Below are 25641 nucleotides of genomic sequence, written 5' to 3' on the forward strand. Positions count from 1 at the left end.
AATTAAATCGGCGCATAAAGCTACTACATTAGGGTTTGTTCTTCCTAATTCTGCTAAACCAGCTCCAAATCCGCTTCGTGTATCTTTTTTCTCTGTAAAAGTGTATTTTTTCATGTGTTGATAATGATATTATTTTAAATCGCTTCAAAAATAAGCGTTTTAAATAGTTTAAGGTTATATTTTTAATAATTCTTCATATAATTTATGAACAGGTAAGCCCATTACGTTAAAATAACTTCCTTCTATTTTTTCAACTGCAACATAACCAAACCATTCTTGTATTCCATAAGAACCTGCTTTGTCAAAAGGTTTGTAGTTATTAACATAATATGCTATTTCTTGTGTACTTAACTTTTTAAAATGTACTTTAGTTGTTGTGGTAAATATTTTTGATTTTAACGATGTTTTAATACTTACAGATGTAATAACTTTATGAATGTTTCCTGATAGTTCTTGTAGCATTTTAATTGCCTCAATAGTATTTTTTGGCTTTTCTAATGCTTTGTTTTTAAACCAAACAATAGTATCTGCAGTAATAACCACTTCATTTGTTGTTAATTCACCAAATGCTTGGGCTTTTTTGTAGGCTAAATACTCTGTAATTTCTTTACCTTTTAAATCTGAATTATAATCTTCATTAACGTCTTTTGTTTCAATAGTAAAATCGAGATCTAAACCTTTTAAAAGTTCTTGTCTTCTAGGTGAATTTGATGCTAGAATTATTTGATAATTTTTAAATTTTTCTATTAAAGGATTCATAAGTTGTATGAAATTAATATAATTGAAGTTATTCCTAAAAACATAATTAACTTTAAAATTGAACTTAAAGTATTAAATGTTTTGTGAGATGGTTTTTTAATTAGTTTTATTGCTACAAATAGCAAAGGAAGTAAGCAAGTTAACACTAGGTACAATCTAGTTACTATATGTTTTCCAGTTATACTTGTAATTAAAAATGTTAGTAAAACTATTGAAATAAATATAAAAAACATTGCTACATAGCTACTTCTTTTTATTCCTAATATAATTGGTAGTGTTTGTAAACCACAATTAAAATCACCTTTAATATCAATAATATCTTTTATAATTTCTCTAGTAATATTTAGAATAAATGAAAAAATACTTAAAGTTAGAATTATTAAATAAACTGAATTATTAATACTACTTTTTTCAAATAAAGCTAGCATGTAAATACTAAATGCTATTAATAACGAAACTAAAATGTTACCAACTAATGCTATTTTTTGTAGTTTTTTTGAATAATAATAGAGTAGAAGTGGAACTAAAATAAATATGAATACTAAATTTGGTTTTTCAATTTGAAGACATAACCCAATACCTAAAATAATTCCTAAAGTATTTATAAATAAATAGTATTTTTTTGCCTTTTCAACTGTAATTAAATTAGATACTATTAATTTTTTTGGTTTATTTAATTTATCAGATTCAATATCAAAAATGTTATTTATAATATATCCTGCTGAAGTAATTAAAAGAGTAGCAAATAGTAATACAAAAAAATGTAAGTGAGTAAGCGTTATATTAACTTTAAATGAAGGGAATAAAAAAAAATAGATTAGGAAAAAAACATAACAAATCAGTAATAGATTTTTATATCGTATTAAACGTAAAAAAACTATTAGATTCATTTAGTTAAAATTCTTTTTAATTCTGGCTAAATCTTTTTTATTATCTCTGTCTTTTAAAACTTCACGCTTGTCGTAATTTTTCTTACCTCTACAAAGTGCTATATCTAGTTTTGCCCAGCCTTTATCTGTTAAAAAAAGTTTTAAGGGAATAATTGTTAAACCAACATTCTGAACTTCTTTTTGTAGTTTTTTAAGCTCTTGTTTATTTAATAAAAGTTTACGTTCACTTTTAGTTTTATGATTATAAGAATGTCCATATAAATATTCTTCAATAAACATATTTATTACAAACAATTCACCTTTTTCATTAAACTCGCAAAAACTTTCAGTTATACGCGCTTTGCTTTCTCTAATAGATTTAATTTCAGTTCCAGTTAATTGTAAACCAGCTGTGTATCTATCTAAAATCTCGTATTCAAATCGAGCTTTTTTATTTTGTATGTTTATTTTTTTCTGCATTGTAATGCAAAAATAAAACAATTTATTGTATAACTATAATCATATGTTATGTATAATTTGACATATGTGATTGATTTAAATGTAAAAAATACATATAATTGCATAACGTTTAAGTAACATTAATTTAAAATTATGAAAAAATTATTATTTAGCTTATTAGTACTAGGTTTAATCTCGTTCAATATGTTTGCTCAAGAGAGTTCTGAAAAAGAAACAAAATGGCAATTTAGAATAAGAGGTGTTTTGGTTCAACCTGATGAATCTACTAACTTTGAAATTATTGAAAGTGGTTTAAATGTTAAAACTCAAATTATGCCTGAAGTTGACATTACTTACTTTTTTAACAAGCATTGGGCTGCTGAACTTATTTTAGCAACTCCAATTCACCAAGTTGAAACAGTTGATACTGATTTAACTATGTTAGGAGGTCCAAGTAATGTTGATATAAATGCTGGTCATGTATGGTTATTGCCTCCAACTTTAACTTTACAATATCACTTTAATGGTGAAACTGCTCACCCTTATATAGGTGCAGGTGTTAACTATACAATGTTTTATGGTGAAGATCCAGGAGATGCTGTTGATATAGATTACGAAGATGGATTTGGATTTGCTATGCAACTAGGTTTAGATTATGATATCAACGATAAATGGTTTATTAATGCTGATGTTAAATATATTTTATTAAGTACAGATGTTGATGTAAACTTTGGTGCGGCTGTACTTGGTGCAGAAGTAGACTTAAACCCTTTCTTATTTGGAGTAGGTGTTGGTATGAGATTATAAAAAAATATTTAAAATTTTAAAATTACTATTAGGTGAGTAGTTTTAAGAAAAAAAGAGCGATGCATTTGCATCGCTCTTTTTAGTTTAGTTATTAATGAACTTCAATTAATTTTTTTGGTTTAGGTTTTGCTTCTTCCATTTTTGGAATCATAATTTTTAATTCTCCATTAGAGTAAGTTGCGTCAATTTTTTCTTGATTCACAATATCTCTTGGTAAATTAAAACTTCTTTTAAAAGATTGGTAACTATACTCTTTTCGAGTATAATCATCTTTCACTTCATTATTTTCTGTAGTTCTTTCAGAAGAAATAGTTAACACATTGTTATCTAAATCTATTTTGAAATCATTTTTCTCCATACCTGGAGCAGCTACTTCCACAATAAATTCGTCATCATTTTCTCTAATATTTACAGCGGGTAATGTTGTATCAGTATTAGAAAAATTAGATAAAGACCAATCTTTGAAAAAATCATCGAAAATTGTTGGTACAACTACTGGTGTACCCATACTTTTTACTAACATAATTCTAAAATTTTAAGTTAAACATTATTTTATTTATATCCTTCAAAATAAATGCCAATTGAATATTTATGTCATTTTTACATTTTTATTTTAAGTTAAAAGTCATATTGACAATTGGTATTGATTTGTATGTCAGATTTTTAGGTTGATAAGTAAAACTCCTTGAAACTTCAAGGAGTTTTATTTTATTTATTTCTAAATACTATTTTATTATCAAAAGCATCTAATAAAATATGACTATCAGAAGTTACCCTACCAGATAAAATTTCTTTAGATAATTCATTTAAAATATCTTTTTGAATAACTCTTTTTACAGGTCTTGCACCAAACTGTGGATCAAATCCTTTATTTGCAAGTGTATCAACCAAGTCTTCAGTATATTCAATATGAATATCTTGTGCTTTTAACATTTTTATTAAACCATTTAATTGAAGCTTCACTATTTTATGAATTTCTTCTAAATTTAATGGTGTAAACATTATAATTTCGTCAATTCTGTTTAAAAACTCTGGACGTATGGTTTGTCTTAACAATCCAACAACTTCAACTTTAGTAGCCTCGGTTACTAAATCTCTATTTTTCATATCCATTTTTTCAAACTTCTCTTGAATAATATGAGCTCCCATATTTGAAGTCATAATAATAATGGTATTTTTAAAATCTGCAATTCTACCTTTATTATCAGTTAACCTTCCTTCATCCAATACTTGTAATAAAATATTGAAAGTATCTGGGTGTGCTTTTTCAATTTCATCTAAAAGAATTACAGAATACGGTTTACGGCGCACAGCTTCAGTTAATTGTCCTCCTTCATCATAACCAACATATCCTGGAGGCGCTCCAACCAATCTACTTACTGCATGACGTTCTTGGTATTCACTCATGTCAATACGTGTCATTGAGTTTTCATCATCAAATAAATAAACAGCCAATGCTTTTGCTAGTTCTGTTTTACCTACACCTGTTGTTCCTAAGAATAAGAATGAACCTAATGGTTTTTTGGTATCTTGTAAACCAGCTCTAGAGCGTCTAACAGCATCTGCAACAGCAACTATTGCTTCTTCTTGACCTACAACTCTTTTGTGTAATTCGTCTTCTAAATGCAATAGTTTTTCACGATCACTTTGCAACATTTTGGTTACTGGAATTCCAGTCCATTTTGCTACAACTTCGGCAATATCATCTCTGGTTACTTCTTCATTAATTAAAGTAGAACCTTGATCTTTAGCCATCTCTTTTTGAAGCTCTTCTAGATGTTCTTGTTCCTCTTTTATTTTTCCGTAACGTATTTCTGCCACTTTACCATAATCTCCTTCACGTTCGGCACGTTCAGCATCAAGTTTAAAGTTTTCAATAGCTTCCTTACTAATTTGTACTGCATCTATCAATTCTTTTTCGCCAACCCATTTTGCATTAACTTCGTTTCGTTCTTCTTTTAAATTCGCAATTTCTTTTTTTAGAAAAGCTAATTTTTTCTCATCTTTCTCTCTTTTAATGGCTTCAATTTCAATTTCTAACTGCATTATTTTTCTATCTAAAACATCTAATTCTTCAGGTTTTGAATTGATTTCCATACGTAATTTTGCTGCGGCTTCATCCATTAAATCAATGGCTTTATCTGGTAAAAACCTGTTTGAAATATAGCGTTGCGATAGTTCTACAGCTGCAATAATGGCATCATCTTTAATTTGTACTTTATGATGATTCTCATATTTCTCTTTAATACCACGTAAAATAGAAATAGCACTTTCGGTATCAGGTTCATCAACAATTACTTTTTGAAATCTACGCTCTAGCGCTTTATCCTTTTCAAAATATTTTTGATACTCATCTAAAGTTGTTGCTCCAATGGCTCTTAACTCTCCACGAGCCAAAGCTGGTTTTAAAATGTTAGCTGCATCCATAGCACCTTGTCCACCACCAGCACCAACTAATGTGTGTATTTCATCAATAAATAATACTATTTGCCCTTCGGCAGAAGTAACTTCTTTTACCACAGATTTTAGACGTTCTTCAAATTCACCTTTGTATTTAGCTCCAGCAATTAAAGCTCCCATATCTAAAGAGTAAATTTGTTTATCCTTTAAATTTTCAGGAATATCGCCTTTTATAATTCTATGTGCTAAACCTTCTGCAATAGCGGTTTTACCAGTTCCAGGTTCACCAACTAACATTGGATTGTTTTTAGTTCTACGTGATAAAATTTGAAGTATTCTTCTAATTTCTTCGTCTCTACCAATAACTGGATCTAATTTGCCATCTTTTGCTAATTGATTTAAGTTACGTGCATATTTATTTAATGAATTATAGGTTTCTTCAGCACTTTGTGAGGTTACTTTTCCACCTTTTCTTAATTCTGAAATAGCTAATTTTAAATCTTTTTCATTTATTCCTTGATCTTTGAATATTTGAGAAGTAGTATCTTTTGTTTTTAAAATTGCCAATAATAAATGCTCTATTGAAACAAATTCATCGTTCATTTTTTTCGCTTCATTACTTGCATTATTAAGCATTTTTGAAGCATTACTAGATAACATAATATCTCCACCAGAAACTTTAGCATAACTCTCTAGTGTTTTATCTATTAATTGTTTTAAAAGATCTACATTAATTCCTAATTTTTTCAAAATAAAAGGAATTACGTTTTCATCAACTTCAAAAATCCCTTTTAATATGTGTGAATTTTCTATTTGTTGATGTCCATAGCCTTGGGCAATTTGTTGCGCTTGCTGAATTGCCTCTTGTGATTTTATTGTAAAATTATTAAAGTTCATAACGTTTTTGTTTTTTCATTTCTATATTTGAGCAAACAAAAGATGTTCCAAGATTAAAACACAACTAAATTCAGTCAATATGGCTTGTTTTACAGTGGTTTATCAGACATTTTGACCAAAGTTACTACTTATGAATTGGAAATTATTAGAAAATAGTACGCAGTTAGATACCTTGTTAGTTAGTTCAGAAAGTAATCCTGTATTATTATTTAAACATAGTACACGTTGTGGAATTAGCAGATTTGTTTTGAAAAATTTTGAAAGAAGTTTTGACTTTTCTGAAAATGAAATAGAAACTTATTTTTTAGATTTAATAAAATTTAGAGCTATTTCAAATGAAATTGCTGAACGATTTAATGTACATCATCAATCTCCGCAAGTTATAGTGTTAAAGAATAGGGAAGTGGTTTACCACGATTCACATAATGGTATTTCAGTAAAAGGTATAAAAAAAGCAATCGGTTAAGATTGCTTTTGAATTTTTATTGAAATTTATAATTCGAAACTATTTGTTTTATTCGTTCCTTTAAATTTTCACCACTATCATAAACCATTTGTTCGCTTGTAGGAAAAGGAATAAACTTATTACTTAAATAACCTAGCTGTTGCTTACTTAATGCTTTTTTATCGCCTCTGTAAGTCGCGTAAATATTCTCAAAAATAAACTCACTTGCTAAAGGAAATGATTTTAATAATTGATTATTTTCAATGCTTATATATTTAATTTGACCAACAACTTGAGTAGATTTTGTTTGATTAATGGTATTTAATCTACACTTTACTTTTTTGTAAATATCTAGCTTTATACTATTTCCGGCACTATCTTTAACTATTTCACCTTTAGAATCTTTTTTATATTCCCAACCATCTATAATTTCTTTTTGTTTTATAACTTCTTTCTCTTTAACATATTCGGGTGAAATATTAATTTCCCGTAAGTTAATTTCTAGAAGGTAATTATAATCTAAATTAGCTTGACGTATGTTATGATATTCGGTCCAAAAATCATTTAATTTATAAGTGTCAAAATTCAATAAGTCTTTTTCTAATCTAATAGGAATAATTTTATTAGATAAATTTCTCATGGTAACATAAACAAAATCAGTTCCTTTAAAATGAGCTTCTTCCATTAAGTTATCGATATCTTTATAATTAGGATTTATTTTATTTAAATAATTTAAATCGCTGAAAGCATTTCTAAAATCGTATTTATTTACAGAATTAGCTAAAACCTCTTTTGCGTTAGTGTATAAGTAAGAAGATAATTCTTCTTTAGAACTTATTATATTGTTTGAGTAATTAGTGAAATTAAATTTTGCATTTCTGTTTTCGTCTAAAATTCGAAGCGGTAATAATGGTTTAATTTGATATTGACGATTGTCTAAATTTAGATATAAGTTATATATTTCTTCTAGGTTTGAAGGGTTGCCGTCATTTTTTAAGAACTGAATTCTATTTAAATCTTTTTCAGTAACTTTTTTAAAAGCTTCTTCAAGCATAATTACATAAGGCTGATTGCTTTTTTTAGTTTTATTACTTCGTAAGTTTTTTAATGAAATGGCTATAGCATCATCATAATTTCCGTAGTTTATTGCTTCTTGCGTTTTTTTTACACTGCTACAACTTAATATTAAAGTTGTTATAAATAGAAGTAAGGGTAATTTTAGTCTCATACTCAAAGAGTTTTGGGTTATTTAGTGTGTTTTGCAATTTCAATGCCAAAATTATATAAAAAAAGCTCTAAATTTTTATTTAGAGCTTTCTAATATTTATTTAATAGATTGTTATTTCAATTTAATTGATGGAACTATTTTACCTGTACATTTTCCAAATCCTATTCTAACATCTTCGTTTTCACAATAACCGCGTAAAATTACGTTATCACCATCATTTAAAAATGTACGTTTAGACCCATCATTTAATGTTAATTTTTTTTGTCCATCCCAACTTAATTCTAGTAAAGATCCTGAAGTTTCAATATTTTCTCCAGAAATAGTTCCACTTCCAAATAAATCACCTGCTCTAACATTACATCCATTAATAGTTTGATGTGCTAATTGTTGAGACATAGACCAATAGATATTATTAAAATTAGATTCGCTAATTTGAGTTAAATCACCATTTTCAGTTTCAATAAATGTGTTAAGATTAATATCAAAACTATTTTTTTTGTTGGCTGGTTGTAAATACGGTAATAGTTCCTCTTGATTTGGAGTTTCGCAACGCCAAGGTTCTAAAGCATCTAAAGTAACAATCCAAGGTGATATAGAAGAAGCGAAGCTTTTACTTAAAAACGGACCCAATGGTTTAGATTCCCAACGTTGTACATCTCTAGTACTCCAATCGTTTAGTAATACCATTCCAAAAATGTATTCTTCTGCTTCATTTACAGGAATCGGTTCTCCAAAATTATTAGCTGCAGTTGTGATAAATGCAGTTTCTACTTCCATATCTAATTTTTGAGAAGGACCAAATATAGGTTTTTGAGTTTCTTCAGAAAAAGTTTGTCCGTATGGTCTTTTAATTTTAGTTCCAGAAACTACAACAGATGATGCTCTTTCATTAAATCCTAAAGGCATATGAACCCAATTATTTTCTAACGGACCATTTTTAATGTTAAAAATATCTGCTACATTTTTAGCATGATGTTTACTTGTAAAAAAATCAGTAAAATCTCCAATATCTACAGGTAATAGCATTTCAACTTCATTAACATCAAAAATAATTACATCTCTATGTTTTTTATTATCTCTTAAAGAATTATTAGTGCTATCAAAAACGTCAGCTATTCTATTTCTAACCAATCTCCAAGTTTTTCTACCGTCCGCTATAAAATCGTTCAGAGAATCTTGCATAAACATATCATCAGTCAAAGGAATTCCATCAAAATATCCTAATTGATGAAATGCTCCTAAATCAATGGCGTATTCTCCAATTCTAGTTCCAATGGTAATAATATCATCTTTAGTTATAAAAACGCCAAAAGGTATATTTTGTATTGGAAAATCACAGCCTTTAAGTACAGGTAACCACGATTTTCTATTTGGGTTGTTTGCTGTTATTTTCATAGTATATCAAGTTATTAAATATTGTTAATATTATTTTATAATCAAATATAGAAGTTATTTACTAAAAGCAAAATGAAATTAGTATTTTTGCGACTAATTTAACTAAAACGTGAAATTTTATGCAACGCGATCAAGTAATTTTTGATTTAATTCAAGATGAAAAAGAAAGACAACTTAATGGTATAGAGTTGATTGCTTCTGAAAACTTTGTTAGTGAACAAGTAATGGAAGCACAAGGTTCTATTTTAACAAATAAATATGCTGAAGGGTATCCGGGAAAAAGATATTATGGTGGTTGTGAAGTTGTTGATGTTGTTGAGCAAATAGCAATAGATAGAGCTAAAGAATTATTTGGTGCAGAATATGTAAATGTTCAACCGCATTCTGGCTCACAAGCAAATACAGCTGTATATGCTGCATGTTTAAATCCAGGAGATACAATTTTAGGTTTCGATTTATCGCATGGAGGGCATTTAACTCATGGTTCTCCTGTAAATTTTTCTGGTAAATTATACAACCCAGTTTTTTACGGTGTAGATAAAGCTACAGGTAGAATAGATTACAATCATTTAGAACAACAAGCTAAAGAGCATAAGCCTAAATTAATTATTGCTGGAGCTTCTGCTTATTCAAGAGATATAGATTTTAAAAAATTTAGAGAAATTGCTGATAAAGTTGGAGCAATTTTAATGGCCGATATATCGCATCCTGCAGGTTTAATTGCAAAAGGAATTTTAAATGACCCTTTACCTCATTGTCATATTGTTACTACTACAACTCACAAAACTTTACGTGGGCCAAGAGGAGGAATGATTATGATTGGTAAAGATTTTGAAAACCCATTTGGATTAAAGTTAAAAAGTGGAAAGTTGAAAATGATGTCTACTTTAATTAATTCAGCTGTTTTCCCAGGGAATCAAGGTGGTCCATTAGAGCACGTTATAGCAGGTAAAGCTGTTGCTTTTGGTGAAGCGTTAACAGATAAGTTTTTACATTATCAAATTCAAGTAAAGAAAAATGCTTCAGCAATGGCAGATGCATTTGTAGCTAAAGGATATAAAATTATTTCTGAAGGTACTGATAATCACTGTATGCTAATTGATTTACGTAACAAAAATTTGAGTGGGAAAGATGCTGAAAATGCATTGGTAAAAGCTGATATTACGGTAAATAAAAACATGGTTCCTTTTGATGATAAATCACCTTTTGTAACTTCAGGAATTAGAGTTGGAACTGCTGCAGTAACTACTAGAGGTTTAGTTGAAGATGATATGAATACTATTGTTGAATTAATTGATGAAGTTATTATGAACTTTGAAGATGAAACTAAATTAGAGGCTATTGCTGAAAAAGTTAATGAGATGATGTCTCACAGACCATTATTTAAAATGTAATAGTAATTAAAACATTTTTAAAAGCCTACTAATATTAGTGGGCTTTTTTATTGTATTTAATTTTAATTGATTAGAATCATTTAAAATGGTGACTAAAGTCACATAAAAATAAAGTTTATAATTTGCGGTATTCTTTTGTATTTCAGATATTTACGAAAGCTATTAGAATTGTTTATTTCAGTATAATTATTTTCAATATAATTATTAAATTTTCAATTTATTAGTCAATTACTTTTGAACCATAATAATAACAATTAAAATTTATAAAAATGGATACACAAGAACAAAAAGAATTTACGTCAATGCCAAGAATAGGAGATAAAGCTCCTGAATTTAAAGCAGTTACAACGCAAGGTAATATTCATTTTCCAAATGATTATAAAGGAGATTGGGTAATACTATTTAGTCACCCAGCAGATTTTACACCAGTATGTACTTCAGAATTTATGACATTTGCAACTCAAGAAGAAAAGTTTGCAAAAGCAAATTGTAAACTAGTTGGTTTATCTATAGATGGTTTATATAGTCATATTGCTTGGTTACGTTCAATTAAAGATAAAATTGAGTATAAAGGAATGAAAGATGTTGAAGTTAAATTTCCTTTAATTGAAGACATAACTATGAATGTTGCCAATAAATATGGAATGGTTCAACCTAATGAAGCTGCTACTCAAGCAGTAAGAGCTGTATTTTTTATTGATCCAAAAGGAATAATTAGATCAATTATTTATTACCCATTAAGTTTAGGTAGAAACTTTGACGAATTATATAGAGTAGTTGTTGCATTACAAGCGGCTGATGAGTTTGGTGTTGCTACACCTGCTGATTGGTATCCTGGTGACGATGTAATTGTTGGTCCTGCAGGTTCATGTGGAACTGCAGAGGATAGAATGTCTGGTAAAGAAGATATGGATTGTAAAGATTGGTATTTCTGTACTAAAAAATTAGATAAAGATGTTGTTTTAGACAAGATTCTAAAAAAATAAAAATTTAATTTATAAAAAAAGCCTGCTATTTAGCAGGCTTTTTTGTTATATAATATATTGTAATTTAATGTTAATCTCTTATACTAATTGGTGTTAATAGAATAAGATTTTGAAAAAAGTACACAATGGAGAGTTTAAACAACTTGGTTTTAATCCTCATCATCCAAAGCTCTCTCTAAAAGCTTATCGTTAAAGTTTTTTGTTCCTTTTGCTCCTAATTTTTTAATATTTTCAACTTTTCTAATTAAGTTTCCGTTCCCAGTTAATTTCTTCATAGAAGTATCATAAGAGCCTTGTACCGTTTTTAATTGGTTTCCAACTTTAATTAAATCGTTAGTTAAGTTTACAAATTGATCGTATAATCGTCCGGCTTGAACTGCAATATCAATGGCATTTTTTTGTTGTTTTTCATTATTCCACATACTGTCAATAGTACGTAAAGTAGCCAAAAGAGTAGTAGGTGTAACAATTACAATGTTTTTCTCAAAAGCTTTATTATATAGTTGATTGTCGGTATTTAAAGCAATAGCAAATGCTGGTTCAATAGGAATAAAGAGTAAAACAAAATCTGGAGATTCTATTTGATAGAGTTCTTGATAATTTTTTTCACTTAATTGTTCTATATGACGTTTTAACGAGGCTACGTGCTCTTTTAATGAGAGTTCTTTATCATTGTCATCTTCTGCGTTAACATACCTTTCATAAGCGGTTAAAGTTACTTTAGAATCGATAATCATTTTTTTATTATCTGGTAAATGAATTACAACATCGGGTAAAACTCGTTTACCATCATCAGTTGTAAAACTTTGTTGAACAAAGTACTCTCTATCTTTCTCTAAACCAGATTTTTCTAAAACACGTTCTAGAACTAGTTCTCCCCAATTTCCTTGAATTTTACTATCACCTTTTAAGGCTTTTGTTAAATTTACAGTTTCTTTACTCATTTGTTCATTCAACTCTTTTAAACCAATAATTTGTTGACGTAAAGCAGAATTGTAATCAATATTTTGTTTGTGAGTTTCTTCAACTTTCTTTTCAAAAGTTTGAATTTTTTCTTGAAGTGGATTTAGAATGGATTTTATATTTTCTTTGTTCTGTTCTGTGAATTTAGAAGACTTTTCTTCTAGAATTTTACTAGCTAAAATTTCAAAATCTTTTGTGAATTTATCTTGTAATTTTTCAACTTCTTCTTTATTAGAATCCAATTTTTCTTGTAAAGAATTTAAAGCTGAATTACGTTCAGTTAACAGAATGTCTAATTGGTGTTTCTCTTCTGAAATAGAATTTATTGATGTGTTTAACTCTTTAATATTGTTTGAGTTAATTTCTTTCTCTTGAAGTAATAGTTTATTTGTAGTTTCTAGTTCTGAAACACTTTTTTCATAAGTGTTTTTAGTTAAAAGTTTACCTATAACAAAACCTATTACAGCAAAAATTACAGCAATAGCAATAAAAATTAAATAGTCATTCATATCCTTTAGTTATTTTGTAAAAGTAAGAAATTATGCTTACTCTTTATCTTTTTTTGAATTAGAAAAATCATATTTTGAAATACTTCTTTGTAGAATTTTCCAATGGTTTCTTAATTGTCTTTTTATTTCGGGAGCATCTAGTTCATCGGCAGCTTTATATGCATATCTTAAATAGTTTCCTCTAAATTTTCGTTCATATGTTTCTACAAATACGCTTCCATTTATATATTTGGATTTTTTAGCTGGTAATTTTCTAGATTTTGCACCTTTATAACTATAAAGTCTATATAGGTTTCTTTTAAATATTGGAGCTTCGTCTAGTAAATAATTTTCTTTTAACTGTTCAACTCTTTTATTTTTTCTATTTACAGATTCTTTCATTGTTCTATAAAACTTTGCTAAATTTTTAGATTTTAACAAGGTTTGATATCCGTAAAATTCAAATCCTAAATAATTTAATGGAATATTTTCTATTAACTTATCACCATCAATTTTGTAACATTGCAATCTATTGTTATCGATTTTGAAGAGCGATTTTTCAGTTTTTTCAAAAGAGACTTTTAAATCAATTTTATTAATTTCTTCATCAACAACATTTTCTATAGTAGAAATTTGTTCTTTTTTACAGATAACAACAATATCATCAGAATATCTTCTGTAAAATACATTATGCTTTTTAGTTAGCCTGTTTATTATTGCTTCATCAAATGATAACATATAAATATTGGCTAGTAAGGCACTAATTGGTAAACCTTGAGGTATCCCAATTAATTTCCCATCTTTTTTTACTTGATTTTTATGAATAATAATATCTGAATCGATTAAATCTTTGATACTTTCAAAAAAAGTATGTTTTCCTATTTTTTTTAATCTAGCCAATTTTTTTTCATCAAAATGACCTTTTTTAGTTCTTAAATCTTTCAGTTTAACATAAGAAAATCTTGTTGTAGCTTTAAATAAGTTGAAATGGTCTTTTGGTAATGATTTTGTTTCAAGAATTTTTGCCCAAGCTAGTTTTAACTTTTTATGATTAAGCGTAGGGAAGAAGTTTTTAATATCTAATACTAAAGCTACACAATTTTCTCTTTTTTTTATTTCATTAAAAACATCTTTAGCAAAATGAACATTGTTTTTAAATTTTATTTTATCATCAGTTTCAATTTGTCTATAGGCAGTAATTGAATCAGATAAAGTTTTATTTTTTTCTAAATACTTCTCGTATTTTGGTGTAATTATTTGCTGTGCATAATATGAATAGATATGTGCATCAATATGAGAAGCGTACAATATTTTTCTAATTTTTGAATTAGAAACAGTTTTCCCATTCTCAATTTTTTTATGAGAACGTCTTATTTCTCCATAAAAATTAGATTCTTTATACCTTCGTTGTTTTATTTCTTTATAAATAAGAGGTAAAAATGAATGTTTCATAACCTTTTTTGGGTTGGAAACATATTTTAGAATATTGTTTCTAACTAAAATAGGTGTTTTGTTAGAAAAATGAGGATAACCTCTGTCTTTAAACCAATCTTTATCTTTTATCATAGCTATTTAAAAAGTAAAAAAGTTCTCGCACGTATTTGTAACAAAATAAAACTTACATCTTTTGAAGATTGAACCATTAGCCGAATTCTCGACTCACGTTGCATTTATACGTCTAATAAATAAACAGATACCAAATATGATAGTATTTACTTTAGAAACAATTAATTATGCTTTAGAAACCTTTAATTTATTCTCATACTGGGAATATATCAATGTTCTTATAAGAATTAGTGAAGTAGTATCGATAATACTGACTCTAATTTCTTATATTGTAACAAAATCAGTTGAATTACAATTTACCTAATCTCCGTATTTATTATCCCTTTTAATCTAAAAGGTTGGATTAAGTGATTGAAATTAATCAATACAATAGTTCAACAAATGTTTTATTTCCTTTAACTAAAGAACTTTCTTACTTTATACCGTAAAGTTAAGATATTTAATTAATTTTATAGAAAAATTAGATATGAAAAGTAAATATTCAGTAGGAAGTATTGTTACTTTCAAAACTCACCCATTATTTGAAGATTATAGAATTCAAGGAGATGGAAAATATGTACCTCCAATAATGATGATAAAAGAGGTTAATATTGAGAGTAAAAAGAAAAGAACACACGATGAAGAAACAGGTGAAATTATAGCTGACAGAATAAAATACACGTGTGTTTATTTTGATGATGATAAAAGCCAATTTTCAGAATTTATACTGTATGAAAGCTTTTTAGAAACGTATGAAGAATTAAAAATTGAAAGAATTACAGAATTGGGTGAATCCAAAATTGATACAGAAACAATTATTGAAGAAATTAAAGGTTATTTTAAGAGCCCTTTAGTATATAAGTTTGGAGGAATTGCTAGATTCGTAACTAAAAAAATAGAAATATATAAAAAACGTTCTTCAAAAAAAATTACAGAAAAAAAAGGTGAAATTGAAAAAGACAATATAAAATCAACAATACAATATGTTGTCAATTATACATCTCCCGATTTTGTTATGTGTGGATTAAAGAATAATGAAGAAAAGAACTTATTTTATGAAAATGGTAAAGTAAAAAGGCAAGTTTCTGAAACTCTTCTAAAAGTAAAATGGTTTAATTCAATTCAAAAAAAATTTAGTGAACAATATTTACCGATAGAATTTTTCACTGATAAAATGAAATTCAAACCTACCATAACTTTTCCCGAATCATTATCAATAATACCTAAACCTCCAGAACAAAATTAGGAGTTTTGTTTAATGTTTTTATCTTTGTCGCCCAATGCATCTAAAAATTTATGTGTTGAGTTATTAACAATGAAAACACTTTCAAAATTTATATTTCATACATTATTTGGATGGAAATCTGTTGGAGAATGTCCAAAACATATTAAAAAGTACATAATTATAGGTGCTCCACATACACATTGGCTAGATTTTTTATTAGGATTAGCCATAAAATTTACTCAAAAAGTACCTGCTAATTTTATTGGTAAAGCATCACTTTTTAAACCGCCTTTTGGTTTTATTTTTAAAGCACTTGGAGGCACACCAATAGATAGAAGCAAAAGTGCGAATAGAGTAGATGCAATAATTGATGTTTTTAATAAAAAGGAACAATTTATTTTAGCATTATCTCCTGAAGGAACTAGAAAACGTGTAGATAAATGGAAAACAGGATTTTACCATATTGCAAAAGGTGCTAATGTTCCTATTGTTATGATGACTTTTGATTTTGGAAATAAACAAGTTAAAATTTCTGAACCTTACTATTTAACTGATAATATGGAAGTTGACATGAAATTTATTCATAATTTTTACAAAGGTGTTAAAGGTAAAGTTCCCGAAGATTTTAATTTATAGATAAAAAAAAGCTGTTAATTCTAACAGCTTTTTTTATATATGTTTGTTTAAAATTACCCTTTATAAAAAGGCAACTTAACAATTTTTGCTTTAATTGTTTTTTTTCTAATTTGAATGTATATTTCTGAATCTCTTTTAGAACATTCTTTAGTCACATAACCTAAACCAATGCCTTTTTTTAATGAAGGACTCATAGTTCCAGAAGTAACTTCTCCAATTGAATTACCATCAACATCAACAATTGGATAGTGTTGTCTAGGAATTCCTCTTTCAACCATTTCAAAAGCTACTAATTTTTTAGAAACACCTTCTTCTTTTTGTTTTTTTAGAGCTTCAGAATTGGTAAACTTTTTTGTGAATTTTGTAATCCAACCTAAACCAGCTTCAATAGGAGACGTAGTATCGTTAATATCATTTCCATACAAACAATAACCCATTTCTAAACGCAATGTATCACGGGCCGCAAGACCAATTGGTTTAATTCCAAAATCTTTTCCAGCTTCAAAAACTTTGTTCCAAACTTGTTCAACTTCACTGTTTTTACAATAAATTTCAAAACCTCCAGAACCTGTATAACCTGTTGCAGAGATAATTACGTGCTCAATTCCGGCAAAATTGGCTATTTTAAACGTATAAAATTTAATAGCGGATAAATCTTCAGAAGTTAAACTTTGCATTGCTTCAACCGCTTTAGGGCCTTGGATTGCTAATAAAGAATAGCCTTCTGAAATATTTTTCATTTCAGCATTCATAGAATTATGTACCGAAATCCAATTCCAATCTTTTTCAATATTTGAAGCGTTTACAACTAATAAATAAGTGTTTTCTTTAACTCTATAAACAATTAAATCGTCTACAATTCCACCTTTATCATTAGGCAAACAGCTATATTGAGCATCTCCAATAGCTAATTTAGAAGCATCGTTAGATGTTACAAGTTGAATTAATTCCAAAGCAAATTCTCCTTCAATTAAAAATTCTCCCATGTGCGAAACATCAAAAACGCCAACACCATTTCTAACAGTTTCGTGTTCTGCGTTAACACCTTCATATTGTACAGGCATGTTGTAACCTGCAAAAGGCACCATTTTTGCTCCTAATTGTTTATGTATGTGTGATAATGCTGTATTTTTCATTTCAAATAAGTTTAAATGCTAAATTAATACTATTTGTATAAAATGAAATGTATTAAGTTAACAAATCTCAATCTTCAGTTAATGTTTTAGCGACAACAAACAAAACTTACAAATTTGCTTATATTTGGTATTAAATTTTTGAAACAAATTAAAAATGAAACATTATTTACTCGCCTTTTTTATTTTTGGATTTTTATTGAATTTAAATGCGCAACAACAATATTTAGCTCAAGATTATTTAAGTAAAGATTTTCATAAAGAAAGAAGGGAAGCTTTGCGTAAGTTTATGCCAAAAAATAGTGTTGCTGTAATTTTCGCTAATCCAATTAGAAATAGAGCAAACGATGTAGATTTTCACTACCATCAAAACCCAAATTTTTATTATTTAACTGGTTATAACGAGCCTCATTCTTTAATTTTAATATTTAAAGAAAATCAGAATGTAGGTAATAAATTAGTTAATGAAGTTTTGTTTGTACAAGAAAAAAATGAACTTGTAGAAATGTGGAACGGAAAACGATTAGGAATAAAAGGAGCACAAGATAATTTAGGCTTTAGAGTTGTTTTTAATGGAAAAGATTTTAAAAGTTTTGATTTAGATTTTTCAAAGTTTGATAAAATTCTATTTACACCATTTTTAAATGATGTTAAAGACACTAAAAACGAAGCAGATTTATTTGATTTGATAAAAATATTTAAAAGTAAAATACCAAGCCATTTATTAAATGTTGAAACTTTAAAAGACAATGATTTTTATAGTAGTAAAAAATCTGGTTCAAATTTACTTCCATATTATATGGCTTCTTTACGTGAAGTTAAAACCGAAGAAGAATTAAAATTATTAAAAAAAGCAATTGATATTTCAGCAATTGGTCAAATTGAAATTATGAAAGCTATGCATCCAAAAATGTCTGAATTAGAAGTGCAAGGTATTCATGAATTTGTTTACAAGAAATATGGGGCAGAATACGAAGGTTATCCATCAATAGTTGGGGCAGGAGGTAATGGTTGTATTTTACATTATATAGAAAATAATAAGGTAGAAGTTGGTGAAGGAAAGCTAGTGTTAATGGATTTAGGTGCTGAATACCATGGTTATACAGCTGATGTAACTAGAACTATTCCTGCTAATGGAAAATTTACAGAAGAACAAAAAGCTATTTATAATTTGGTTTATAAAGCACAAACCGAAGCTATTAAAGCAGTAAAGGTTGGTTCTTATTTTGGAAAGCCAACTGCAGTGGCTAGAAAAATAATAAACAAAGGTTTAGCAGAATTAGGTGTTATTTCTTCTGAAAATGATTATCACAATTATTTTCCTCATGGAGCTTCTCATCATATAGGTTTAGATGTCCACGATACTTCAAATTATGGAAAACTAAAAGAAAATATGGTAATTACAATAGAACCTGGTATTTACATTCCAAAAAATAGTGATTGCGATGAAAAATGGTGGGATATTGCAGTAAGAATTGAAGATGATATTTTAGTTTTAAAAGAAGGACCAATAAACCTTTCTGAAAGAGCACCAAGAACAGCTGAAGCAATTGAAAAAATGATGCAAATGCCGAGTGCTCTTGATGATTTTATATTACCTACGTTAGAATAGGTTATTTTTTTAAGAAAGAAACTAATTCTGAATACGTTGAAATAACTTCTGCATGTTTTTCTTTATGTATAACCTCTTTTATTTGTTGAGGATACTCAATAGTTTCACCTAAAACAGGTTCTACAACATCTAAAAATTTAACAGGATGCGCAGTTTCTAAAAACACACCTTGACCCTCATTTTCTTTAAAATATTCCTTTAAACCTAAATAACCAACAGCTCCGTGTGGATCAGTAATGTAGTTAGATGTTTCTTTAATTTTAACCATAGCTTCTTTTGTTTCTTTATCGGTAAAAGAATAGGAAGAAAGGTGTTGCTTTAAAGTAGTATCATTATTTTTGTAAATCTCTTGAATACGAATAAAATTACTTGGATCACCAACATCCATAGCGTTTGAAATAGTTTGCTTTGAAGGTTTTGGTGAATAAATACCTGTTTTTAAATATTCAGGAACAATATCATTCACATTTGTTGAAGCAATAAATTGTTTTACTGGTAAACCTAATTGTTGCGCCATAATTCCAGCACAAATATTACCAAAATTCCCACTTGGCACAGAAAAAACAAGATCTTTATGTTTACTTTTTAATTGTTTATACGCAAAAAAGAAATAAAACATTTGAGGTAACCAACGCGCAACATTTATAGAATTTGCTGAAGTTAAATTTCTATAGCTTTTTAAATCTTCATCTAAAAAAGCTTTTTTTACCATTGCTTGGCAATCGTCAAAAGTCCCATTAACTTCTAATGCTTTAATATTTTTTCCTAATGTAGTTAATTGTTTTTCCTGAACATCACTAACTTTTCCACTTGGGTATAAAATTACAACATCAACACCTTCAACTCCTAAAAAACCACTAGCTACAGCACCGCCAGTATCTCCAGAAGTAGCTACTAAAACTGTTACTTGTGTGTCTGTTTTTTCTTTGTTGAAGTATCCAAAACAACGAGCCATAAAACGTGCTCCAACATCTTTAAAAGCCATTGTAGGTCCATGAAACAATTCTAACGTAGAAATATTTTCTTCTAGCTCAACAACAGGAAATTCAAAGCTTAACGTTTCTGCTATAATTTCTTTTAATTCCTTTTCTGGAATTTCATCAGCAACAAACTGCTTAATAACTTCAAAAGCAATTTCATTATTTGAAAAGTATTCTATATGATTGAAGAAATCTTTTTCTAATGCTGTTATGCTTTCAGGAAAGTATAAGCCTTTATCAGGCGCTAATCCTTTGATTACTGCATCTTTAAAACTTACGTTTGGTGCTTTTTTATTTAAACTGTAAAAGTTCATGGTTTAGTTTTTTTTGGTCATTGAGCGAAGTCGAAATGATAATTTCAAGTGAATATGGTTTCGACTCCGCTCAACCACCATATTTTTGTATTTTGTTTTACTGGAATGACAGTTTATAAAATTTTTATTCCTTGTTGATTTATTTTTGAGACGTGAATATCATAATCAATACCAACTTTATTATATACACTTTTCATTGCTTCTGCAACTTCCAAAGCTTTTGCTTCACCTTTGCTTAATGCAAAAATTGAGGGTCCAGAACCTGAAATTCCACAACCTAAAGCTCCCGCTTTTATAGATTGTTTTTTTACAGAGTCAAATGCTGGAATTAGAATTGAACGAATTGGTTCAACAATATAATCATTTAAAGATCTTCCTATTAATTCATAATCATTAGTGTATAGACCACTTATTAGCGCTCCAACATTTCCCCATTGTTTAATAGCGTCTTTTAATGAAACGTTGGTTTTTAATATTTCACGCGCATCAGCTGTTTTTACTTCAATTTGTGGATGAATAACTGTTGCGTATAATTCTGAAGGTGTTGGAATACTTATAATATCTAATTCTTCTTGGCTTCTTACTAAAGTAAATCCTCCAAAAAGGGCAGGAGCTACATTGTCTGCGTGTGGAACACCTGTTGCTAAACGTTCACCTTCCATAGAAAAACGAACCAAGTCTTTCACTCCAAAAGGTTTTCCAAGTAACTCATTAATTGCCCATACAGCTCCAGCTGAACTTGCTGCGCTACTTCCAATTCCGCTTCCAGGTTTAATATTTTTATAAATTTCTATTTCAAAACCGTGATTAGCATTTGCTTCTGCTAATAAAGCTAAACCAGCAACACCTGCAACGTTTTTATGAGTTTCTAAAGGTAAATCTTGACCTACAATTTTGGAGATTATAATTCCATTTTCAGGAATTTTTCGAATCACCATTTCATCACCAACATTATCTAATGCGAGTCCTAAAACATCAAAACCGCAAGAAACATTAGCAATTGTACCAGGTGCAAAAATTTTAATTTCGTCCATATTAATTATTTCCAATTCTAATAATATCTGCAAATAATCCAGAAGCTGTAACATCAGCACCAGCACCAGCACCTTTAATAATTAAAGGTTGTACAGGGTATCTTTCAGTAAAAAATAAAACAATATTATCACTTCCATCTAAATTATAAAATGGATGATCAGAAGGGATTTCTTGTAAACCTACATTTGCAGCTCCATTATTGTATTCTGCAACAAATTTTAATCTACAATTGTTTGCTGCAGCTTTTTTATAAATTGCTTCAAAATGAGCAGCTTCAGTTTTTAAAGTTTCCATAAATTCTGGAACTAAATCAGCTTCTAAACTAGCTTTAGGTAAAAATGAGTTGTTTTCAATATCTTCTAAATCTAATTTATTTCCGCTTTCACGAGCAAGAATTAAAATTTTACGAGCAACATCTACACCACTTAAATCTATACGAGGATCTGGTTCAGTATAACCTTCAACTCCAGCTTGCTCTACTACATTATAGAAAGAATTTTCCTCATTAAAATTGTTAAACACAAAGTTTAAACTACCTGACAGAACTGCTTGTATTTTAGTTACTTTATCTCCAGAGGCAATTAGATTTTTAAGTGTATCAATAATTGGTAAACCTGCACCAACATTTGTTTCAAATAAGAAAGGAGCATTGTACCCTCTAGATAAACTTTTTAAGTGTTTGTAATTACTGAAACTTGAAGAACATGCTATTTTATTACAAGTTACTACGGAAACACTTTCTTTTAAATAATCTGCATATAATTCTGAAATATCAGCACTTGCTGTATTATCAACAAAAATGCTATTTCTATAGTTTAATGCAGTTACTTTTTTATGGAATAAGTCTAAATTTAAATCTTCACCATTTTCAAGTTGGTTTTTATATGAGTCTAAGTCAATTCCGTCTTCATTAAAAAACATTTTTCTTGAGTTTGTAACTCCAATTACACGTATTTGTAGTTTTAAATTCTCGATTAAGTATGCTTGTTGTTGTTTAATTTGCTCAATTAATTTGCCTCCAACATTACCAACACCAACAACAAAAAGGTTTAATTGTTTTGTTTGATTTTCAAAAAACTCTGCATGCAATACATTTAATGCTTTTTTAATATCCTTATGAGCAATTACAGCTGAAATATTTTTTTCAGAAGCTCCTTGAGCAATTGCTCTAATATTTACATTGTTTTTACCAAGAGTACTAAACATTTTTCCGCTAATACCTTGATGGCTTTTCATGTGGTCACCAACTAAAGCAATAATTGCATTATTTTCTTCAATTACTAACGGATCAATAACTTGTCTATCAAGTTCAAAGTTAAATTCGTTATTAATAGTGTTTTCTGCTAACGCAACATCTTTATTATCTATTGCAATACAAATTGAATGTTCTGATGATGCTTGTGTTATTAATGAAACACTAATTTTTTTATCAGATAAAGCTCCAAATAATCTTTTAGAAAACCCAGGAATACCAACCATTCCACTTCCTTCTAAAGTAAGTAGTGCCATATTTTCTATATGACTAATTCCTTTTATTGGATTTGTGTTAGAAGATATTTTTGTAATTAAAGTACCTTCTGCCTTTGCATCAAAAGTATTTTTTATACAAATAGGAATTTGTTTTGCTAATACTGGATGAATTGTTGGTGGATATAAAACTTTTGCTCCAAAATGAGACAGTTCCATAGCTTCTTGATACGAAATATCTTTAATAGGAAATGCTTCACGAACAAATTTTGGATTTGCAGTGTACATTCCACTTACATCTGTCCAAATTTCTAAAATAGATGAATTTGTAGCGGCAGCAATAATAGCTGCTGTATAATCTGAACCACCACGACCTAAAGTAGATTGTTCACCTTTTTCAGTAGTTGCTACAAAACCAGGTAACATTACAATTTTATGATTGTTTTCTGCAAAGTAATTTGCAATATTTTGGTTTGTAGGTTTAAATAAAACTGAAGCATTTGAAAAATCTTCATTAGTAACAACTAATTCTTGAGAGTTTTTTAAAACAGCATCTAAACTGTTATGAATCATAGCTTCAGAAATAATATATGAAGATAATAATTCGCCAAAACTAACTAATTTATCAGATGTTTTATTAGATAATTCATTAATTAAAAATACACCTTCAAGTGTAGTTTCTAATTTATTTAATTTCTTTTTTACTTCTCCTAAAATACTACTTTGAGCATTTACAGGAATTAATTCTCGAACAACGTTTAAATGTCTTTTTTCAATTAAATTAAATTGTTCTTTATAAGATTCATCAGCTTTACATGCTAATTCACCTGCTTTTAATAGTAAATCTGTTACGCCACCAAGTGCTGAAACTACAACGGCTACATTCGATTTATACGAACTTTCTTTTACTATGTTTATTACTTTATTTATATTTTCTGAAGATGCTACTGACGATCCTCCAAATTTTAATACTTTCATTTTGTTTGAATTTGTATTAACGTTTTAATTTTTTTGTTGAATTTATTCACCACTCATTTAACTTTAATGAAATGAATATAATATACGGATGATATGAATAGAAATAACCCCTAAAGGGTTGTTGTAGTTGTAGTAGTAATAGCAAAATTACAGCGAGTTGCTGAAATTTGAGAGTTGTTATATGTTTTTGCTATTTGCATACGACAAATGTAATTAAAATTTAAAAAACAAAAAGCTTTCTAATCATTTTTAATGTTTTATTACAAATACACTATTTCAAATGTAATCATATCATTATTTTAAAGAACTTTTTATGAAAAATAAAAAACTCCGAAAATAACTTCGGAGTTTTTGAATATTTTATAAATCAATGATTACCTGATTGCGCAATAAATCTTCAAAATTTTCACGTTTGCGTATTAAATAATCTTCACCATTATATATCATTACTTCCGCAGGTCTATATCTTGAGTTGTAGTTTGAAGCCATTGAAAAACTATATGCTCCAGCATTATGAATGCATAAAATATCATTTTCTCTAATTTTACTAATACTTCTATTAGATCCAAATGTATCATTTTCACAAATATAGCCTACAACATCATAAATTTTTTCAACATCATTTGCGTTGGAAATATTTGTAATATGATGGTAAGAATCATACATCATTGGTCGAAGTAGATGATTTAAACCGCTATCAACACCAATAAATACAATGTTTGGTGTAGGTTTTACAACGTTTACTTTAACTAATAAACTACCAGCGGAACTTACTAAAAATTTACCAGGCTCAAATATCATGGTTAATTCTCTACCGTATTCTTTACAAAACTCATTAAAACGGTTACTTAAAGTAATACCCATTTCTTCAATATTGGTTTCAATATCTCCATCTTTATAAGGAACTTTAAATCCACTTCCAAAGTCTACAAACTCAATAGTATCAAATTCTTTTACCGTGTTTAATAATATTTCCGTTGCAGTTAAAAAGGCTTCAATATTATAAATATCAGAACCTGTGTGCATGTGGATTCCGTTAATTACTAAACCACTTTTTTCAATAATACTTTTAATACCATCTATTTGGTGAATTGAGATACCAAATTTAGAATCAATATGACCAACAGAAATTTTATGATTTCCTCCAGCCATTACGTGTGGATTAATTCTTAAGCAAACAGGAATGTTTGAATATTTATCTCCAAATTTTTCTAAAACAGATAAACTGTCCAATGTAATTTGAACACCTAATTTTGTTGCTTCTTCCATTTCTTCAAATGAAATTCCACTAGGAGTGAAGAAGATATCCTTCACATTAAAACCGGCTTCAATTGCTAATTTAACTTCTTGAATAGAAACACAATCTACACCTGATTTTAATTGATTTAAAACCTTTAAAATATTAATATTAGAATTTGCTTTTACAGCATAATTTATTTTTAATTTATTTACGGATGAAAAGGCATTTGCCATTCTATGATATTGTGAAATAATTTTATCAGTATCATATACATACAATGGACTTCCATATTTTTCAGTTAACTGTAGTAATTGTTCGTTGTTCATTAAGTTTATTTTTTAGCGTTTCAAAAGTAATATTCTTTACAGATGAGCAAAACATTTTTA

General features: G+C 28.2%; 21 protein-coding genes and 1 pseudogene. 7 read left to right on the forward strand and 15 right to left on the reverse strand.

Annotation, left to right across the window (positions count from 1 at the left end):
- The 4 genes and pseudogenes from R3X25_RS13255 to smpB form a co-directional block, all read right to left on the reverse strand.
- Positions 1–114 (reverse strand): annotated as a pseudogene (locus R3X25_RS13255) (transketolase family protein); the annotation flags it as partial.
- A 60-nt stretch (positions 115–174) separates the two neighbouring features.
- Positions 175–759: a Maf family nucleotide pyrophosphatase gene (locus tag R3X25_RS13260; RefSeq protein WP_317675409.1), complete on the reverse strand. Its 585-nt coding sequence runs from the start codon at positions 757–759 to the stop codon at positions 175–177.
- Entirely contained in the window at positions 756–1649 is an 894-nt protein-coding gene (locus R3X25_RS13265; RefSeq protein ID WP_317675410.1) for a UbiA family prenyltransferase, read from the reverse strand. The genes R3X25_RS13260 and R3X25_RS13265 overlap by 4 nt, the downstream gene beginning before the upstream one ends.
- Positions 1650–2108, reverse strand: a complete 459-nt coding sequence (gene smpB, locus R3X25_RS13270; protein ID WP_317675411.1) for an SsrA-binding protein SmpB — start codon at positions 2106–2108, stop codon at positions 1650–1652.
- 132 nt (positions 2109–2240) lie between these two features.
- Between smpB and R3X25_RS13275 the strand changes: the two genes are divergently transcribed.
- Positions 2241–2894, forward strand: coding sequence for an OmpW/AlkL family protein (locus tag R3X25_RS13275; RefSeq protein WP_317675412.1), 654 nt, complete (start codon positions 2241–2243; stop codon positions 2892–2894).
- Positions 2895–2985: 91 nt separating this feature from the next.
- Here the strand turns inward: R3X25_RS13275 and R3X25_RS13280 are convergent, their stop codons facing one another.
- Together R3X25_RS13280 and clpB are read right to left on the reverse strand one after the other, a co-directional pair.
- Complete coding sequence (locus tag R3X25_RS13280; RefSeq protein ID WP_317675413.1) at positions 2986–3417, reverse strand: Hsp20/alpha crystallin family protein; 432 nt, start codon at positions 3415–3417, stop codon at positions 2986–2988.
- A 185-nt stretch (positions 3418–3602) separates the two neighbouring features.
- Positions 3603–6191 carry an ATP-dependent chaperone ClpB gene (gene clpB / locus R3X25_RS13285; RefSeq protein WP_317675414.1) on the reverse strand — a complete coding sequence of 863 codons (2589 nt, stop codon included), beginning with the start codon at positions 6189–6191 and terminating at the stop codon, positions 3603–3605.
- A 130-nt stretch (positions 6192–6321) separates the two neighbouring features.
- On the opposite strand from clpB, the gene ytxJ reads away from it, so the two are divergent.
- Complete coding sequence (gene ytxJ, locus R3X25_RS13290; RefSeq protein ID WP_317675415.1) at positions 6322–6657, forward strand: bacillithiol system redox-active protein YtxJ; 336 nt, start codon at positions 6322–6324, stop codon at positions 6655–6657.
- A 16-nt stretch (positions 6658–6673) separates the two neighbouring features.
- On the opposite strand, the gene R3X25_RS13295 is transcribed toward ytxJ, so the two are convergent.
- Complete coding sequence (locus R3X25_RS13295) at positions 6674–7864, reverse strand: hypothetical protein (RefSeq protein WP_317675416.1); 1191 nt, start codon at positions 7862–7864, stop codon at positions 6674–6676.
- 111 nt (positions 7865–7975) lie between these two features.
- Positions 7976–9259, reverse strand: coding sequence for a fumarylacetoacetase (gene fahA, locus R3X25_RS13300; RefSeq protein WP_317675417.1), 1284 nt, complete (start codon positions 9257–9259; stop codon positions 7976–7978).
- Positions 9260–9378: 119 nt separating this feature from the next.
- Between fahA and glyA the strand changes: the two genes are divergently transcribed.
- Positions 9379–10653: a serine hydroxymethyltransferase gene (gene glyA, locus R3X25_RS13305; protein WP_317675418.1), complete on the forward strand. Its 1275-nt coding sequence runs from the start codon at positions 9379–9381 to the stop codon at positions 10651–10653.
- A 269-nt stretch (positions 10654–10922) separates the two neighbouring features.
- Positions 10923–11639: a peroxiredoxin gene (locus tag R3X25_RS13310; protein ID WP_317675419.1), complete on the forward strand. Its 717-nt coding sequence runs from the start codon at positions 10923–10925 to the stop codon at positions 11637–11639.
- Positions 11640–11788: 149 nt separating this feature from the next.
- Here R3X25_RS13310 and rmuC read toward each other — a convergent pair whose 3' ends face one another.
- Both rmuC and R3X25_RS13320 read right to left on the reverse strand, forming a co-directional pair.
- Positions 11789–13111, reverse strand: a complete 1323-nt coding sequence (gene rmuC / locus R3X25_RS13315) for a DNA recombination protein RmuC (protein WP_317675420.1) — start codon at positions 13109–13111, stop codon at positions 11789–11791.
- A 36-nt stretch (positions 13112–13147) separates the two neighbouring features.
- The gene (locus R3X25_RS13320) at positions 13148–14656 is read right to left on the reverse strand and encodes a reverse transcriptase domain-containing protein (RefSeq protein WP_317675421.1); all 1509 of its coding nucleotides are present in this window, start codon (positions 14654–14656) and stop codon (positions 13148–13150) included.
- 466 nt (positions 14657–15122) lie between these two features.
- Here R3X25_RS13320 and R3X25_RS13325 point away from each other — a divergent pair, with 466 nt between their 5' ends.
- Positions 15123–15881, forward strand: coding sequence for a hypothetical protein (locus tag R3X25_RS13325; protein ID WP_317675422.1), 759 nt, complete (start codon positions 15123–15125; stop codon positions 15879–15881).
- Positions 15882–15950: 69 nt separating this feature from the next.
- Entirely contained in the window at positions 15951–16496 is a 546-nt protein-coding gene (locus R3X25_RS13330) for a 1-acyl-sn-glycerol-3-phosphate acyltransferase (protein WP_317675423.1), read from the forward strand.
- A 53-nt stretch (positions 16497–16549) separates the two neighbouring features.
- Here the strand turns inward: R3X25_RS13330 and gcvT are convergent, their stop codons facing one another.
- Positions 16550–17632 carry a glycine cleavage system aminomethyltransferase GcvT gene (gcvT, locus tag R3X25_RS13335; RefSeq protein WP_317675425.1) on the reverse strand — a complete coding sequence of 361 codons (1083 nt, stop codon included), beginning with the start codon at positions 17630–17632 and terminating at the stop codon, positions 16550–16552.
- A 154-nt stretch (positions 17633–17786) separates the two neighbouring features.
- On the opposite strand from gcvT, the gene R3X25_RS13340 reads away from it, so the two are divergent.
- Positions 17787–19241: an aminopeptidase P N-terminal domain-containing protein gene (locus R3X25_RS13340; protein WP_317675426.1), complete on the forward strand. Its 1455-nt coding sequence runs from the start codon at positions 17787–17789 to the stop codon at positions 19239–19241.
- 1 nt (position 19242) lies between these two features.
- Here R3X25_RS13340 and thrC read toward each other — a convergent pair whose 3' ends face one another.
- The 4 genes from thrC to lysA form a co-directional block, all read right to left on the reverse strand.
- Positions 19243–20535 carry a threonine synthase gene (thrC, locus tag R3X25_RS13345; protein ID WP_317675427.1) on the reverse strand — a complete coding sequence of 431 codons (1293 nt, stop codon included), beginning with the start codon at positions 20533–20535 and terminating at the stop codon, positions 19243–19245.
- 113 nt (positions 20536–20648) lie between these two features.
- Positions 20649–21569, reverse strand: coding sequence for a homoserine kinase (locus R3X25_RS13350; RefSeq protein ID WP_317675429.1), 921 nt, complete (start codon positions 21567–21569; stop codon positions 20649–20651).
- A 1-nt stretch (position 21570) separates the two neighbouring features.
- Positions 21571–24015: a bifunctional aspartate kinase/homoserine dehydrogenase I gene (gene thrA, locus R3X25_RS13355; RefSeq protein WP_317675430.1), complete on the reverse strand. Its 2445-nt coding sequence runs from the start codon at positions 24013–24015 to the stop codon at positions 21571–21573.
- A 360-nt stretch (positions 24016–24375) separates the two neighbouring features.
- Positions 24376–25581, reverse strand: a complete 1206-nt coding sequence (gene lysA / locus R3X25_RS13360; protein ID WP_317675432.1) for a diaminopimelate decarboxylase — start codon at positions 25579–25581, stop codon at positions 24376–24378.
- Positions 25582–25641: the final 60 nt, after the last annotated feature.

This window comes from Lutibacter sp. TH_r2, from assembly GCF_033101135.1.
Taxonomy (GTDB): Bacteria; Bacteroidota; Bacteroidia; order Flavobacteriales; family Flavobacteriaceae; genus Lutibacter.

Coding starts and splice junctions, on each gene's coding strand:
- R3X25_RS13310 (WP_317675419.1), top strand. CDS start 10,923: ATGGATACACAAGAACAAAAAGAATTTACGTCAATGCCAAGAATAGGA.
- clpB (WP_317675414.1), bottom strand. CDS start 6,191: ATGAACTTTAATAATTTTACAATAAAATCACAAGAGGCAATTCAGCAA.
- R3X25_RS13260 (WP_317675409.1), bottom strand. CDS start 759: ATGAATCCTTTAATAGAAAAATTTAAAAATTATCAAATAATTCTAGCA.
- R3X25_RS13280 (WP_317675413.1), bottom strand. CDS start 3,417: ATGTTAGTAAAAAGTATGGGTACACCAGTAGTTGTACCAACAATTTTC.
- ytxJ (WP_317675415.1), top strand. CDS start 6,322: ATGAATTGGAAATTATTAGAAAATAGTACGCAGTTAGATACCTTGTTA.
- lysA (WP_317675432.1), bottom strand. CDS start 25,581: ATGAACAACGAACAATTACTACAGTTAACTGAAAAATATGGAAGTCCA.
- rmuC (WP_317675420.1), bottom strand. CDS start 13,111: ATGAATGACTATTTAATTTTTATTGCTATTGCTGTAATTTTTGCTGTA.
- R3X25_RS13340 (WP_317675426.1), top strand. CDS start 17,787: ATGAAACATTATTTACTCGCCTTTTTTATTTTTGGATTTTTATTGAAT.
- thrC (WP_317675427.1), bottom strand. CDS start 20,535: ATGAACTTTTACAGTTTAAATAAAAAAGCACCAAACGTAAGTTTTAAA.
- R3X25_RS13325 (WP_317675422.1), top strand. CDS start 15,123: ATGAAAAGTAAATATTCAGTAGGAAGTATTGTTACTTTCAAAACTCAC.
- glyA (WP_317675418.1), top strand. CDS start 9,379: ATGCAACGCGATCAAGTAATTTTTGATTTAATTCAAGATGAAAAAGAA.
- R3X25_RS13350 (WP_317675429.1), bottom strand. CDS start 21,569: ATGGACGAAATTAAAATTTTTGCACCTGGTACAATTGCTAATGTTTCT.
- R3X25_RS13275 (WP_317675412.1), top strand. CDS start 2,241: ATGAAAAAATTATTATTTAGCTTATTAGTACTAGGTTTAATCTCGTTC.
- thrA (WP_317675430.1), bottom strand. CDS start 24,015: ATGAAAGTATTAAAATTTGGAGGATCGTCAGTAGCATCTTCAGAAAAT.
- smpB (WP_317675411.1), bottom strand. CDS start 2,108: ATGCAGAAAAAAATAAACATACAAAATAAAAAAGCTCGATTTGAATAC.
- gcvT (WP_317675425.1), bottom strand. CDS start 17,632: ATGAAAAATACAGCATTATCACACATACATAAACAATTAGGAGCAAAA.
- R3X25_RS13265 (WP_317675410.1), bottom strand. CDS start 1,649: ATGAATCTAATAGTTTTTTTACGTTTAATACGATATAAAAATCTATTA.
- fahA (WP_317675417.1), bottom strand. CDS start 9,259: ATGAAAATAACAGCAAACAACCCAAATAGAAAATCGTGGTTACCTGTA.
- R3X25_RS13295 (WP_317675416.1), bottom strand. CDS start 7,864: ATGAGACTAAAATTACCCTTACTTCTATTTATAACAACTTTAATATTA.
- R3X25_RS13320 (WP_317675421.1), bottom strand. CDS start 14,656: ATGATAAAAGATAAAGATTGGTTTAAAGACAGAGGTTATCCTCATTTT.
- R3X25_RS13330 (WP_317675423.1), top strand. CDS start 15,951: ATGAAAACACTTTCAAAATTTATATTTCATACATTATTTGGATGGAAA.